Origin of the sequence: Acidovorax sp. 107 (assembly GCF_003058055.1) — a bacterium.
Classification (GTDB): domain Bacteria; phylum Pseudomonadota; class Gammaproteobacteria; order Burkholderiales; family Burkholderiaceae_C; genus Acidovorax.
Window position 1 is genome coordinate 3874696 of the sequence record NZ_QBTZ01000001.1, and the last position, 13424, is coordinate 3888119.

Below are 13424 nucleotides of genomic sequence, written 5' to 3' on the forward strand. Positions count from 1 at the left end.
CCCGGTGCTGGTAGGCTGGTGGTTCTCACAAGGCAAACCCCTCCCATGAAACTCGCCATCCTCGACCGCGACGGCACCCTCAACCCGATGGGGGATGAATACATCACCTCGGCCGACGAGTGGACCGCGGTGCCCGGCGCGCTCGAAGCCATTGCCCGCCTCAACCATGCGGGCTGGCACGTGGTGGTGGCCACCAACCAGCCTGGCCTGGGCCGGGGCCTGTTTGATGTGGTGGCGCTCAACGCCATCCACGCCAAGATGCACCGGCAGGTGGCTGCGGTAGGCGGGCGCATCGACGCCGTGTTCTATTGCCCCCATGCGGCGGACGAGGACTGCAGCTGCCGCAAGCCCGCGCCGGGCCTGCTGGAACAGATCTGCGACCGCTACGGCGTGGAGCGCGACGAGGTCCGCGTGGTCGGCAGCTGCGAGGCGCACCTGCAAGCCGGCGCGGCCGTGGGGGCCCAGTTGCATCTGGTGTGCACCGGCCGGTCTGCCCCGCTGCGGCCGGGCGGCGCATTGCCCGTGAGCCTGCCGCCTGGCACGCAGGTGCACGCGAGCCTGGCCGACTTTGTGGACCAGTTGCTGCCGGCGACGCCCGGCCCCGCAGTCCCCTTGGCCGCAGCGCCCTTGCCACTGTCGGGGCATGGCGGGGCAGTATCTTGATGCTATTTAATTCATAGCTGTTTGCGCATATTTCACTAGCGCTTGCGGCCAAAAAGACATCCCAATGGCTCTTATCCGTTCTGTCATTCACCTTCTCTGGATGGGCATCACCGTGGTGCCCTACGCATTGACCATCATGCTGGGCACGCTGCTGGGCGTGCGGGGCGTGCCCCTGTACCGCATTGCACGGGCCTGGCTGTCGCTGTGCATCAGCGGCGCGCGGGTCATCCTGGGCATCCGCGCCGAGGTGACCGGTATGGAGAACCTGCCGCAGGGCGCCAACGAAGGCGCGATCCTGCTGGTCAAGCACCAGTCCACGTACGAGACCTTCTTGATGCCGGTGATCATGCCGCACCCCCTGGCCTACGTGTTCAAGAAGGAGCTGCTGCACGTGCCCTTCTTCGGCTGGGCCATCGGGCGGCTGGACATGATCCACATCGACCGCAACCAGCGCACGCAGGCCTTCAACCGGGTGGTGCAGCAGGGCAAGGACCTGCTGGCCAAGGGCATCTGGATCATCATGTTCCCCGAGGGTACGCGCATCGAGCGGGGACAGAAGGGCAACTACAAGACCGGTGGCACGCGCCTGGCCATTGACACTGGCGCCCCCGTGATCCCGATTGCCGTGACCTCGGCCAAGGTGTGGCCCCGCAAGGCCTTCGTCAAGCGCCCCGGCGTGGTGGACGTGTCGATCGGCAAGCCCATCTCCAGCGTGGGACGCCAGCCCGACGAACTGATGCGCGAGGTGGAGGCCTGGATCGAGGCCGAGATGCGCCGCCTGGACCCCGATGCTTACCCGGCCCCAGCGGCCAACACCGCGGCCAACAGCGGGAAGTGAACCGACCGTGATGCAGCGGCTTGTGCAACTGGCGCTGGACCTGTTCGACCCGCCGGGCGCGCCTGCAGCAGCCCCTAGCCCCATGGCTGCGGGTTTGACGTCAAATCAGCCGCAAGCGCTAGTCGATCAAGCGCTGGTAGCTCCTAAAACGATAGTGCAGCGCCCAGCGGCACCCGCAGTGCCGCTGCCCTCGCTGCTGTCTCCCGCCGAATTCCGCCACCCGCAAGCCAACCGCGAGGTCTTGCTGGGCGACGCCGTGGTGGCCTATGCGTTGCAGCGTGCGCGCCGCCGCAGCATCGGCTTCGCGGTGGGCCCCGACGGCCTGTCGGTGCGCGCCCCCAGCTGGGTGACGCTGGGCGCGGTGGATTCTGCGCTGCGCGAAAAATCCGACTGGATCCTGCGCAAGCTGGGCGAGGCGCGCGAGCGCCAGCAGCGCATGGAAGGTGGACGCATCGTGTGGACCCATGGCGCAGAGCTGCCCTATCTGGGCGAGCCGCTGCGGTTGGTGCTGGACCCCAGCCACGGCTTCGCAGGCAAGGGCGGGGCGCTGGTGGCGGCAGATCAGAGCGGCGAGGCCATGCGCGGCCTGCACATCGGTCTGCCCCACAGCGCCAGCCCCGCGCAGATCCGAGACGCTGTGCAGGCCTGGCTGATGCGCGATGCACGCCGCCATTTCACCGAGCGGCTGGACCACTTTGCGCCGCTCCTGGGCGTGCGATGGGCCAGCCTGCGCCTGTCGAGCGCCAACACCCGCTGGGGCAGCGCCAAGGCCGACGGCTCCATCCGCCTGAACTGGCGCCTGCTGCACTACCGCCCGGCCATCATCGACTACGTGGTGGCGCATGAGCTGGCCCACCTGCGTGTGATGGACCACAGCCCGCGCTTCTGGGACACCGTGGCCACCGTGGTGCCCGACTACGCGCAGCTGCGCAGCCACCTGCGTGACGAACCGGCCCCCCTATGGTGAATCCCCCTGAGTCGCCTTCGGCGCCTTCCCCCAAGGGGGACGACGCCCTCGCTGCGGGGCGGCCCTTGCTAGGCGTCCCTCGCACCGGTCGCGCCCAGTCCAAACGTTTTGCCTAGTGCCCAGAAAGGATCGAAACCATGACAAATACGCTCTCCTCCGTTTCTCCCGCCGACGGCTATGCCGGTGACGTGACGCCCCAACAGGCCTGGCAATGGGTGCAGACCGGGCAAGCCGTGCTGGTGGACGTGCGCAGCGACGCCGAACGCGAGTGGGTGGGCCACGTGCCCGGCGCCGCTTCTGTGGCCTGGAAGCAATGGCCGGGCATGGCGATGAACGCCGACTTTGATGCCCAGATGCGCGCTGCTGTGCCCGAGGGGGCGCGGGCCGTGCTGCTGTGCCGCAGCGGTGTGCGCTCCATTGCCGCCGCGCGCCGCGCAACCGAGCTGGGCATCACTGCGTACAACATCCTCGAAGGGTTTGAAGGCGATGCGGATGCGCAAAGCCAGCGCGGCAAGAAGGGCGGCTGGCGGTTTCATGGTCTGCCGTGGAAGCAAGGCTGACATCTAGGCGCAGCCCGAGCCCGGCCGGCAATGAACCCCTCCGTGGCATGCGGTGGCTCAGGACGGTACGGGGCCCATGTGGCGCTGTCGTGCATCCTGGCGCAGCAGGTCTTTCTTGATCTTGCCGGACGCTGTGACTGGGAACTGATCCACGAAGAAGATCTGTTCGGGGTACTTTTGCCGAGCGACGCCGGAGTGGTCGAGCAGCGCCAGGATGTCCTGGGCAGCCGGTGTGCAACCGGGTCGCGCGATGACATAGGCACACACCGTTTCACCCAGCCGCGCGTGGGGCATGGCGACCACTGCGGCGGCTTGGACGCTGGGGTGCTGGTGCAGGAGGTCCTCCACCTCCTTGGCACTGATCTTCTCGCCGCCCCGGTTGATGAGGTCCTTGATGCGCCCCGTGAAGACGATCGCGCCTTCGGGCGTGAGCCTGCCCACGTCACCCGTGTGGAAGTAGCCGGCCTTGTCGAACGCCTCGCGCGTGTGTTCCGGGTTGGCATAGCCCAGGAACAATGCAGGTCCGCGCACGCAGATCTCACCCTCTTGGCCCAGGGGGGCCTCTTCGCCATTGGCCGCCTCTATACGTACCTCGTAGTCCACCACCTTGCCGTCGGTTTCTGCGGCCAGCTGCTGCTCGTGTGGTTGCATGAAGCCCAGCGTGATCATGGGCGCTTCGCTCGATCCATACACCCGGAAGGATCGGCAGTGGCTCAGGATACGGGGAACTCTGTAAATGACTTCGGGCGCCACGGCGGCGCCGCCGCACGGAAACAACCGCAGTGAGGGTAAGGTGCGGCCTGTGGCCTCGGCGCGGTCCATGAGCTCCTGCAGAAATGGGGTAGCACCGATGGTGAAGGCCACCCGATCACGCTCGATGATGTCCATTGCCTGGGCGGCGTCCCATTTCTCCATCAGCACGGCGCGTACCCCTCGGTAGAACGGCATTTCTATGCCATGGCTGAAACCGGTGACATGCGTGACCGGCGAAGGCATCAATGTCGTCTCGCCAGGCTGCAGTTGCCAGTAATCAGCGCACATCAATACGGCACGCATCAAGGTGTTGTGCGAGTGCAGCACTGCCTTGGGGTGTCCGGTGGTGCCCGATGTGTACAGCACGAGCTTGACGGCATCGGGCGATACGGTGGGCCACTGCGGAGCAGGGGCCGTGTTGGCCGACAGGGCGGACAGGGCGGACAGGGCGGACAGGGCGGACAGATCTTCCCATGAGCTACCCGGTGCAGTGCCGCGCACCGTCCAGACATGCTGCAGGTCTGGCAGCCGGGGTTGCAGGCGCTGCATCATCTGCGCATGGTCAAAGCCCCGAAATTCCCGGGCCACGAAGATCCCCTTGGCGCGGCTGTCGCGCAGGATCAGTTCCACCTCGTGGTCTCGGTAGATCGTCACGATGGGGCACAGCACCACGCCCAGCAGGCTTGCCGCTAAATCGATGAGCACGCTCTCGTGCCAATTGGGGGTCTGAAAAGCCAGGACATCACCGGGCCGATAGCCGCGCTGCCAGAGTGCCGTCGCCAGGCGTTGTGCATCGCTCCACAAGGCGCCAATCTGGTGAGGTACGCCGTCGTCGACGTGGGTGACGCGCTGCGGTTCCTGCTCTGCAATGCGGCGGGCGCACTGCGCCACTGTGGTGTTCTGCCAGGTACCGTCGGCGCGCCATTGGTCCGCTTGGGCGGTATCGAGTCGAACGGGCCAGCCGCTGATGTCTTGATGGATGGAGGAAGCGGGGTTCTGGCGTTGCATCGGGGAAAATCTTTCAGACGGCAAGGTATTGGGTCTTGAGGGCGGGTTGTGCATCGAACTGCGCCCAGTCTCCCTCGAACACGAGGTTGCCGCTGTCCAGCAGGTACACGTATTCGGCGCATTGCCGCGCATAGGCAATGCTTTGCTCCGCCAGCAGCAAGGTTAGCTGCAGGCGCTCCCGGGCGCGGCGCACTTGCAGGGCCAGATCGTGTGCGACCTTGGGGGCCAGGCCCTCGGCGGGTTCATCGAGCAGCAGCACCTTGGGGGATGCCATCAATCCGCGCGCTACCGCCACCAGCTGTTGCTGTCCGCCAGAGAGCTGGTAGCCCAGGCGTTCCTGCAGGTCGTTTAGCAGCGGAAAGAGGTCGCACACCATCTCCACGGTCATGTGCGGGCTGCGACTTCCGGCGGCATGCAGTGCCAGTTCCAGATTCTGGCGGACTGTCAGGTTGGTGAAGATGCGCCGGTCCTCCGGCACCAGCATCAGGCCCATGCGCGCACGGGCCTCGGTGCTGACGCCTGCAAGGCTGCGACCTTCCAGCAGAACGCTGCCCGTGGCTTGGGGGCCCGCGTCCAGTAACGTCTTGAGCAAGGTGGACTTGCCCGCGCCATTGCGTCCCAGTAGAGCGACGCCGCCACCAGTGGGCACCCGCAGGCTCAAGCCGAACAGGGCCTTGCTGTCACCGTAGCGGGCATGCAGATCGCGAACTTCAAGCATGGTCGTCACCGTCTCCGAGGTAAATGTCTTTGACCCGCTGGTCTTCGCGAATGGCCTGTGGACTGCCCGATGCGATCAGCTGCCCATGGTGCAGTACGGAAATCCGATCGGCCAGGCCGAACACCACATCCATGTCGTGTTCGGTCATGAGCAGTGACAGCCCGCGGGTTTTTTTGATGTGCCGCAGTAGTTGCACCGTGGCCTGCCGTTCGGCGGTGGACATGCCGGCCGTGGGTTCGTCCAGGAACAGCGCCACCGGCTCCAGGGCGAGCACCATGGCCATTTCCAGTCGCTTGCGGTCGCCATAGGCCAGGCTGCTTGCGACCGCGTGCCTCAACGGGGTCAGTCCGATATCGTTCAGCAGCGCCAACAACCTATCATCAACGGGCCGCCCTGCCTGAGCGCGGGGCGAGCGGGCATGGGCTTCCAGCGCGATGTGCAAGTTGTCCTGCACGGTGAGCTTGCCAAACACCCGCGCCACCTGGAAGGTGCGGCCGAAGCCGCGCTGCACCCGCTGGTGCGCAGGCAATGCGGAGATATCCTCCCCGCGAAACTGCACCTGTCCCCGATCGGCCAACAGTTCGCCGGTAAGCACCTTGAACAACGTAGTCTTGCCCGCTCCGTTGGGGCCAATGACCACATGCGACTCGCCCTCGCCAATGGTGAGGCTGACATCGCGCAGCACGCCAATGCGGCCGTAGGACTTGTCCAGCTGGCGCGCGTCCAGCAAAGTGGTGCTCATGGCCTGGGCTCCTGGGGTTTGTGGTGGGCAGGGCGCGAGCGGGTGGTCCAGCGGGAGAGCACGCCCAGCATGCCGCCGGGCAGGGCCAGCACCACCAGCAGCAGCAGCAAACCCGTGACCAGATCCGACAGCCCCACCAGCGTACGAGTGACATAGAACACCGTGCTCAAAGCTATGGCTCCCAGCACGGGCCCCCAGAAATATGCGCTGCCGCCCAGCAAGGTGTACAGGATGGGGTTGGTCGATTGGGACCAGTGCGCCAGCTCGGGGGTAACGATCTGAGCCCAAGGCGCTACCAGCGAGCCGGCGGCTGCGGTGGTGGCACCCGCCAGGGTGAACACCATCCACCGGTGCCGCTGCACCGGAATGCCGAGGAACTCTGCCCGTTCCGGGTCCTGGCGGATTGCCTGGAGGGCGCGGCCGAAGCCGGTGCCTGTCACCCAGCGCAGCAGGGCGATCAGCGCCACACTCACCAGCACGATGAAGTAATAGAACGTGTCACCCCTGCTCAGGTCCCAACCCCAGCCACCCAGGCTGAATCTGGGGCGCGGCAAGGCGCTGAGGCCGTCGTTCTTGCCCAGAAAGCCCGTGTTGGCCACCAGCAGATGTACCAGTTCGGCAAAAGCCAAGGTCAGTATGGAGAAATAGACCCCTTCGCTGCGGCGCAGCGCCACAAAGCCGATACAACCGGCCAGCAAGCCGCCGGCGATGGCCGCGATCAGCAGCGACGGCACCAGGGGCCAGCCGAGCTGCTGGGTGAATACCGCAGTGGCATAGGCCCCCGCCGCATAGAACATCGCCTGTCCGAAGCTCAATACGCCCGACGTGCCGAACAGCAGGTTGAACGACAAGCCGAAGACTGCATTGATCCAGACCATGCCGGCAATGAAGATCAGGCCCCGGTTGAGCAGGTGCGGCACCAGCAGGCCCACGGCCGCCAGCGCCAGCAGGATCAACAGGTCGCGGCGCAGGTGGGAGCCCACAAACAGACTGGCTTGCATGGTTTAGTGCCTCCGGCCCATGAGCCCTTGGGGGCGCAGCAGCAAAATCAGCGTCATGGCAATGAAGAACGGCAGGCCTGGCAGGCTGGGCAGCACCCATTGGCCGACAGCGTCAATCAGCCCCAGCAGGATGGAGCCCAAAAAGGCACCGCTGATGCTGCCCATGCCGCCAATGATGATCACGCCAAAGGCCTGGATCACAAAGCCGCTAGCCAATGAGGGGGACAGCGTCTGGTTGGCCAACAGCAGGCCGCCAGCCAGACCTGCCAGCGCAAAGCCGATGGCAACTGTGGCGGTGTACACCAGGCGCACATTCACGCCCAGCAACCGGGCCATCCACGGGTCGGCGGCAATCGCCTTGACCAGCCGCCCGGGGCGCGTGCGGTTCAGGAAGAACTCCATTGCCACAAACACCGCGATGCCGCAGGCAACAATGAAAGCAGACATCTTTGGAATGACTGCCTGGCCCGCAAGCCAGGCGCCGTCGAGCACCGTAGGCGGCATGACGCTGCGGTAGTTGAGCCCCCAGATGAGCTTGGTACCGCCCTCACACACGAGCAGCAGCGCGTAGGTGGCGATCAGCACATAGGCGTCGTCCACACCGCTGAGGCGGCGCAGGATGAGGCGATCGACTGCCAGGCCAAGCGCCGCCACAACAACACCTCCTACCAACGCACCGAACAGGTACATGGCCATGGATTCGCTACCGCCCAGAGACTGAGTCAGCGAGTACGCCGCATAGGCGCCAATCATGAAAAAGCCGCCGTGCGAGAAGTTCAGGATGTGCAAGGTCCCGAAGATCAGCGTGAGCCCGGCGGCGACTAGAAAAGTCGCCATGGCCCAGGTCAGGCTGTTGACCAACAGGGTCAGAACGTCAGCGAACACCATGGCATGTATCCGTTAGGCCGTGCGCAGCACGAGCTTCTTGCCGGGCGACGCGGGCAGCAGCACCGACTTGCCCTCGACCTTCTGGTATTGGGCCACGCGGTAGCCCTTGTCGGTGGCGGCTGGTTCGATGTAGACAAGCTCCACATCCTTGATAGCCTGGTTGTCCTCTGCGCGCAGCGTACGGGAGCCCGTGACGGTATCCCAGGTCAGGCCCTTGAGGTTGGCAATGACCGATTTTGTGTCTGTGGACTTGCCCTTCTCGATGGCCTTGGCCAGCGCATAAATGCTAGCGTGTGCTTCTGCGGCCCAGCCCAGTGGTTCGGGGTCCTTGGTCTTGGCCAGATAGTCGGCCACAAAGCGGTCGCTCATGGCGTTGCCCTTGTTGGCTTCGGCGTAGTAGTGCATGCCGGTCCAGTGAGGGGGCAATTGCTGCTTCATTCCCCGGGCGACCAGGAATTCATTGGCGGCATCGCACACGACCTTGTAGCGTTGCATCAGTCCAAATCCGCGGGCTTGCTGGAACATGGTGATCGCATCGCCTCCATAGGTCGCGTTGTACACGCCGTCTGCCTGTTGACGCAGGGCCTGGGTGATGGAGTTGCGATAGTCGGAGACGCCGTAGGGAAGCAGGATCGGGTCCAGGATCTCGGGCTTCTTGCCCGTGAGAGCCGGATAGAACTCCAGCAGTCCGTCCACGAAAATGCTCCACATCGTGCGTCCGTATTCGTGGTCCGGGATCAGTCCGGTCCAGCGAGTTATCTGCGGATACTTCTCCGCCATCAGGCGGGCCTGGGCGCGGCCTCGTGCATCCGGTGCGTCGCCTGGGCGGAACAGATTCGGTGAGTAGTTCTCGTGGTTCATCTTTTCCGTGCCTGCGCCGCAGGTCATGAACACGCCGTTCTCCTGTTGCATTACGGGAATCAGCGCCAGCACTACAGCGCTGGAGATTCCGCCGGTATGCAGATTGATGCCCGCACCCAGCAGCTCGCGCGCAGCGGCCAGTGCTGCGGCCGGATTGGCCTTGTCGTCACGGATTTCAAGGGCGACCTGCCGGCCCTGAATGCCCCCGGCCTTGTTGATCTGGTCAACTGCGATCTCAGCACCGTTCTTGACATACGAGCCGATGAATTCTTGGGGGCCGCTCAGCGGGGTGATGAGTCCGATCTTGAGTGGCCCCGCTTGCGCGTGCGCCAGGTTCAGCCCGGGAAGGGACAGTGTGGACGCGGCTGCGGCTGCGCCGTACTTCAGTATGTCTCTGCGATTCGCTGGGTTCATGGTTGTCTCCTGGGGTGTTTCTGCTGACAAGGGTTATTGGCCGGTGAACACTGGTTTGCGCTTCTCGGAGAACGCCTTGACGGCCTCTGCGTGGTCGGCAGTGCGGTTGGAGAGGCACTCGTACGCCACGCCGGCATCGAAGTAGCTGTGGAACAGCTGCTTGAGCGGCAAGTTGGTGGCAATCTTGGTCCAGCGGATAGCCTTGGTGGCGCCTTGCTCCAGCCGGGCCGCCAGCTGTGCGATAGCATCGTCCAGCGCATGCGGCGCAACGACTTCGGTGATCAGGCCGATGCGCTCGGCTTCTGCCGCGGTCATCAGCTCGCCGGTGAAGAGATACTTGCGGGCCTTGGCGTAACCCACCAGTTGAGGCCAGATGATCGCGCCGCCATCCCCGGCCACCAGCCCGACGCTGACGTGCGGATCGCCGATTTTTGCAGTGTCTGCTGCAATGACGATATCGCACAACAGGGCCAGGCTGGCTCCCAGGCCTGTGGCATGGCCGTTAAGCCTGCACAGCAGCGGCTTTTCCAGGTCCAGCTGGCTGAAGACGATGTCCTTGGCCTCTCGGGCCGTTTTTTCAAACTCTGCGGGGTCGTCCACGGAGCGCTGCATCCAATCAATGTCGCCTCCGGCACAAAATGCTGCGCCGTCGCCGGTCAGCACGACGATGTCGCTATCAGGGTCGCGCTGCGCGTCGGTGAACACCTGGGAGAGCTCATGATGTAGTCGAGCATTGACTGCATTGCGTTGCTGTGGTCGGCTCAGCGTCAGGGTGAGCACCCGCCCCTGGCGTTGGAAGCGGATGCATTGGTAGTCATCAAAGTCCATGCTTGCTCCGTGGAGTGAGTTCAAGGGTGAAGTGCTGTGCTGGCTTGTGTGAATGCTTGGAAGTGGTGTTCGGTAGAGCCGTACCACTGCTCGTTGACCCGGGAGCGCCGCAGGTAGTGGCTGATGGCGTATTCCTCGGTGATGCCGATACCGCCGTGCAGCTGCACCGCCTCTTGCGTGACCAGGCGTGCGCTGTCGCAGGCCACTGCCTTGGCGGCATGAACCTGTGCCGCACCGTCGGGGGCTGCACTGGACAGTTGACGCATGGCCTGACGTACGACGGATTCGCTCTCCGCCAAGCGGATGTACATGTCCACGGCGCGGTGCTGCAGCACCTGTTGTGAACCCAGTGTGGTGCCGAACTGTCTGCGCGTCTTGAGATATTCAAGTGTGAGTGTCATGGCTCCTTGCATGACCCCTACCGAATCGGCTGCGACCGCCAGGGTGGCCAGCAGTACGGCCTGTGCATGAGCCCTGGCGATTCCGCCGGAGGTGGATTCGCGCAGGAGGACCCCGCCGCATTGGCGCAGGGCGACAGACGCGGCCCCCCTGCCGTCTAGCAATGGCAAGGCCTGCACACCGAGTCCTGGGCTTCCTGCCGGTACGGCATACAAGCCCTGCCCATCCACGGGGACCAGCAGGGTTTGCGCAATGTCCGCGTCGGGTATCCACGGCCATTTAGCATTCAGGCCTCCTTGTGTGATGGTGGTTGCAGTGAGTGCAGGCGTGACCACTAGGCGCTGCTGTCCAGACACTGCATCAGCCAAGAGCCGGTCGCGGTCAGCGCTGGGCTCGCAGGCCGATAGCAACCGCGCTGGCACCACACCACTACTGATGAACGGCTCGGTCAACAGCGCCCGACCTGCTGCCTGGGATAGCAGCATGATCGAAGACGGCCTGAAACCCAGGCCACCGAGCGCCTCGTCGGCCGAAACAGCACACCAGCCCATGTGTCCGAGGTCACTCCATACACGCGCGTCAAAACGGCGTTGGGGGCCTTCCAGGTGCATGCGGGCGTCGAGCTTGTATCGGTCTTGCAAGTAGCGTTGCGCTGCATCGGCCAGTGCTGCGTCGGTTTCGTCGAGCCATTGCGTTGGTTTCATAGTCCCAGCTCTGCCTTGCTGATGATGTTGCGTTGGATTTCGTTGGAGCCTCCGTAAATCGTGGAGGCTCGGCCATGCAGATATTCGCGCACGGCGCCTGCGGTTTCAGGTGGGCCGAGGCGCGAGGTTGCCTGCTGCTCATGCACCAGTGCCGGGTCGTAGACGGTGGCGCTGGCTCCGAGCCAGTCCATGGAGGCCTCTGAAATCGCCTGCTGCAGCTCGGAGCCACGGATCTTCATGATCGAGGCCTCGACGCCTGCACTGTCCTGCGTGCTCATGTTGCGCGCGGTTTCCAGGCAAAAGGCGCGCAGCACGTGCAGCTGTAGCTGTAGCCTGTGCAGGCGGCGTTCGAACTCTGGCAGGTCCACGCCTTCACCGCCTGCTCGCTCGCGCACAAGGCGCTGCAGGTGCTGTAGCTGCCGCATGGACCGGCCTGTTTCTGCCGCAAGCACGCGCTCGTTGCCCAGCAGAAATTTGGCGTAGTGCCAGCCGCGACCCTCTTCACCTACCAGGTTTTCCATGGGAACTTCTACGTCGTCCAGAAACACCTCGTTGACATGGTGGCAGCCATCCATGGTGCGGATCGGCCGGATCGTGATGCCGGGAGTACGCATGTCGATCAGCAAAAAAGAGATGCCTTGCTGGGGTCGTTCTTCGTCGCTGGTGCGCACGAGGCAGAACATCCAGTCGGCCCATTGCACGTAGCTGGTCCAGATTTTTTGACCTGTTACCCGGTAGCCGTTGCCAGTGCGTACGGCCCGTGTTTTGAGTGAAGCGAGGTCTGAGCCGGCGCCGGGTTCCGAGTAACCCTGGGCCCACCACTCGGTGGAAGCAAGGATCGGCGGCAGGAACCTTTCCTTTTGTGCTGGCGAGCCAAATGTATAGATCACCGGGCCGACATAGTTGACCCCGAAAGGAATCAGCCAGGGCGCTCCGTTGAGCGTGCTCTCTTCTTCGAAGATGAAACGCTCCAGCGGGCTCCAGTCGCAACCTCCATATTGGCGCGGCCAGTGCCCGGCAGACCAGCCCCGGCGGTGCAGCGCATGCAGAAATTCCAGGTTGTCCTGTTTGTTCAGGAAGAGATTGCCATGTACCTTGTGTCTGAGACCTTGAGGCAGTTCATGCATGCAGAACGTCCGCACCGCCTGGCGAAACGCTCCTTCGGCATCCAGCCCTGCGTGCTGGGTGACGGGGGAGGGCAATGGGTTGGTGGAGTGCATGGAATGTCATTTAGATGAATTAAAATGAATTGTGAGTCATAATTCATTTTTGTCCAGTCCAATGCATGACATCGCGGGTAAACACTGAGATTTCTGCCCCAGTGGGGTTCCGCTAGACTGAATCGCTGCGATGCCCAACACGTCGCAGTGCAACACGAGAGGAAACGGATTGGCCCAATCACCGAAGTCCGCCAAGGGCACGGCAGACCTTTTGCCGAGCGAGAGCTGCGTGCCGTTGTCGCCCAAGCCGCGTCTGAATCGCGCCGAGAAGGCTGCGATGACCCGAGACAAGCTGCTGTCATCCGCTGCAGCGGTTGTGGGGGAGTACGGCTACCGTGAGGCATCGGTGCAGCGCATCACCTCTCACGCGGGCATCGCGCAGGGCACTTTCTATCTGTACTTTGAATCGCGGCAGCTGCTGTTCGATGAACTGCTCCCGTATTTTGGTCGGGTGCTTTTGGAGCATGTCCGCGCTCGCGCGCATGGAGTCAAGGGGTTTTTTGAAGTCGAGGAAATTGGGGTGCGTGCAGTGTTTGACTACCTGCAGGAACACCCTTGGTTCTGGCGGGTTCTCAACGAGGCCGAGGTCGAGGCGCCCAAGGCCTGGGCTGCCCATCACGCAGAGGTCTCCCAGCGATACGTAAAGTTTCTCCTACGCGCGGTGGAGCGAGGCGAAATCACAGGCTATTCCAAGGATGAACTAGGCACGCTCGCTTACATGCTGATTGCCGCCCGCGACTATTTGTACATCTATACGAAAAGCCCATTGCGTCCGGCAAGCGCTGGGAACGATGACGTGATTCGGACCTATATGCGATTCTTGCGCCACGGCCTCAAAGTACATAAGGCATGACCGGCGC

The 13424-nt window shown here is 63.8% G+C and carries 14 protein-coding genes; 5 read left to right on the top strand and 9 right to left on the bottom strand.

Annotated elements, in window-relative coordinates:
- Positions 1-45 precede the first annotated feature (45 nt).
- The 4 genes from gmhB (at position 46) to C8C99_RS18105 (ending at position 3028) form a co-directional block, all read left to right on the top strand.
- Positions 46-663 (top strand): D-glycero-beta-D-manno-heptose 1,7-bisphosphate 7-phosphatase, encoded by a 618-nt coding sequence (gmhB, locus tag C8C99_RS18090; RefSeq protein WP_108626483.1) that lies wholly within the window; start codon positions 46-48, stop codon positions 661-663.
- A gap of 64 nt (positions 664-727) precedes the next feature.
- The gene (locus C8C99_RS18095) at positions 728-1501 is read left to right on the top strand and encodes a 1-acyl-sn-glycerol-3-phosphate acyltransferase (RefSeq protein ID WP_108626484.1); all 774 of its coding nucleotides are present in this window, start codon (positions 728-730) and stop codon (positions 1499-1501) included.
- A 10-nt stretch (positions 1502-1511) separates the two neighbouring features.
- Positions 1512-2468 (top strand): M48 family metallopeptidase, encoded by a 957-nt coding sequence (locus tag C8C99_RS18100; protein WP_108626485.1) that lies wholly within the window; start codon positions 1512-1514, stop codon positions 2466-2468.
- 137 nt (positions 2469-2605) lie between these two features.
- Positions 2606-3028 carry a rhodanese-like domain-containing protein gene (locus C8C99_RS18105; protein ID WP_056647110.1) on the top strand — a complete coding sequence of 141 codons (423 nt, stop codon included), beginning with the start codon at positions 2606-2608 and terminating at the stop codon, positions 3026-3028.
- A gap of 57 nt (positions 3029-3085) precedes the next feature.
- Here the strand turns inward: C8C99_RS18105 and C8C99_RS18110 are convergent, their stop codons facing one another.
- The 9 genes from C8C99_RS18110 to C8C99_RS18150 are packed head-to-tail and all read right to left on the bottom strand — an operon-like array spanning position 3086 to position 12564.
- Positions 3086-4789 carry an AMP-binding protein gene (locus C8C99_RS18110; RefSeq protein ID WP_199226451.1) on the bottom strand — a complete coding sequence of 568 codons (1704 nt, stop codon included), beginning with the start codon at positions 4787-4789 and terminating at the stop codon, positions 3086-3088.
- Positions 4790-4802: 13 nt separating this feature from the next.
- Complete coding sequence (locus C8C99_RS18115) at positions 4803-5507, bottom strand: ABC transporter ATP-binding protein (RefSeq protein WP_056647105.1); 705 nt, start codon at positions 5505-5507, stop codon at positions 4803-4805.
- The gene (locus tag C8C99_RS18120; protein WP_056647102.1) at positions 5500-6249 is read right to left on the bottom strand and encodes an ABC transporter ATP-binding protein; all 750 of its coding nucleotides are present in this window, start codon (positions 6247-6249) and stop codon (positions 5500-5502) included. The genes C8C99_RS18115 and C8C99_RS18120 overlap by 8 nt, the downstream gene beginning before the upstream one ends.
- Positions 6246-7250, bottom strand: a complete 1005-nt coding sequence (locus tag C8C99_RS18125; RefSeq protein WP_056647098.1) for a branched-chain amino acid ABC transporter permease — start codon at positions 7248-7250, stop codon at positions 6246-6248. The genes C8C99_RS18120 and C8C99_RS18125 overlap by 4 nt, the downstream gene beginning before the upstream one ends.
- Before the next feature lie 3 nt (positions 7251-7253).
- On the bottom strand, positions 7254-8138 hold the full coding sequence (locus C8C99_RS18130) for a branched-chain amino acid ABC transporter permease (protein ID WP_056647095.1): 885 nt from the start codon (positions 8136-8138) through the stop codon (positions 7254-7256).
- Between the two features lie 12 nt (positions 8139-8150).
- Entirely contained in the window at positions 8151-9413 is a 1263-nt protein-coding gene (locus C8C99_RS18135; RefSeq protein ID WP_056647092.1) for an ABC transporter substrate-binding protein, read from the bottom strand.
- 33 nt (positions 9414-9446) lie between these two features.
- Complete coding sequence (locus C8C99_RS18140; RefSeq protein WP_056647088.1) at positions 9447-10241, bottom strand: enoyl-CoA hydratase/isomerase family protein; 795 nt, start codon at positions 10239-10241, stop codon at positions 9447-9449.
- Positions 10242-10261: 20 nt separating this feature from the next.
- On the bottom strand, positions 10262-11344 hold the full coding sequence (locus C8C99_RS18145) for an acyl-CoA dehydrogenase family protein (protein ID WP_056647084.1): 1083 nt from the start codon (positions 11342-11344) through the stop codon (positions 10262-10264).
- Positions 11341-12564 carry an acyl-CoA dehydrogenase family protein gene (locus C8C99_RS18150; RefSeq protein ID WP_082576963.1) on the bottom strand — a complete coding sequence of 408 codons (1224 nt, stop codon included), beginning with the start codon at positions 12562-12564 and terminating at the stop codon, positions 11341-11343. Before C8C99_RS18150 ends, C8C99_RS18145 begins: the two co-directional genes overlap by 4 nt.
- A gap of 130 nt (positions 12565-12694) precedes the next feature.
- Here C8C99_RS18150 and C8C99_RS18155 point away from each other — a divergent pair, with 130 nt between their 5' ends.
- The gene (locus tag C8C99_RS18155; RefSeq protein WP_082576962.1) at positions 12695-13417 is read left to right on the top strand and encodes a TetR/AcrR family transcriptional regulator; all 723 of its coding nucleotides are present in this window, start codon (positions 12695-12697) and stop codon (positions 13415-13417) included.
- The last annotated feature ends 7 nt before the right edge of the window (positions 13418-13424 follow it).

What these genes read in the sequence shown, in the direction of transcription:
- gmhB (WP_108626483.1), top strand. Translation starts at nt 46, where the DNA reads ATGAAACTCGCCATCCTCGACCGCGACGGCACCCTCAACCCGATGGGG.
- C8C99_RS18095 (WP_108626484.1), top strand. Translation starts at nt 728, where the DNA reads ATGGCTCTTATCCGTTCTGTCATTCACCTTCTCTGGATGGGCATCACC.
- C8C99_RS18100 (WP_108626485.1), top strand. Translation starts at nt 1,512, where the DNA reads ATGCAGCGGCTTGTGCAACTGGCGCTGGACCTGTTCGACCCGCCGGGC.
- C8C99_RS18105 (WP_056647110.1), top strand. Translation starts at nt 2,606, where the DNA reads ATGACAAATACGCTCTCCTCCGTTTCTCCCGCCGACGGCTATGCCGGT.
- C8C99_RS18110 (WP_199226451.1), bottom strand. Translation starts at nt 4,789, where the DNA reads ATGCAACGCCAGAACCCCGCTTCCTCCATCCATCAAGACATCAGCGGC.
- C8C99_RS18115 (WP_056647105.1), bottom strand. Translation starts at nt 5,507, where the DNA reads ATGCTTGAAGTTCGCGATCTGCATGCCCGCTACGGTGACAGCAAGGCC.
- C8C99_RS18120 (WP_056647102.1), bottom strand. Translation starts at nt 6,249, where the DNA reads ATGAGCACCACTTTGCTGGACGCGCGCCAGCTGGACAAGTCCTACGGC.
- C8C99_RS18125 (WP_056647098.1), bottom strand. Translation starts at nt 7,250, where the DNA reads ATGCAAGCCAGTCTGTTTGTGGGCTCCCACCTGCGCCGCGACCTGTTG.
- C8C99_RS18130 (WP_056647095.1), bottom strand. Translation starts at nt 8,138, where the DNA reads ATGGTGTTCGCTGACGTTCTGACCCTGTTGGTCAACAGCCTGACCTGG.
- C8C99_RS18135 (WP_056647092.1), bottom strand. Translation starts at nt 9,413, where the DNA reads ATGAACCCAGCGAATCGCAGAGACATACTGAAGTACGGCGCAGCCGCA.
- C8C99_RS18140 (WP_056647088.1), bottom strand. Translation starts at nt 10,241, where the DNA reads ATGGACTTTGATGACTACCAATGCATCCGCTTCCAACGCCAGGGGCGG.
- C8C99_RS18145 (WP_056647084.1), bottom strand. Translation starts at nt 11,344, where the DNA reads ATGAAACCAACGCAATGGCTCGACGAAACCGACGCAGCACTGGCCGAT.
- C8C99_RS18150 (WP_082576963.1), bottom strand. Translation starts at nt 12,564, where the DNA reads ATGCACTCCACCAACCCATTGCCCTCCCCCGTCACCCAGCACGCAGGG.
- C8C99_RS18155 (WP_082576962.1), top strand. Translation starts at nt 12,695, where the DNA reads ATGCCCAACACGTCGCAGTGCAACACGAGAGGAAACGGATTGGCCCAA.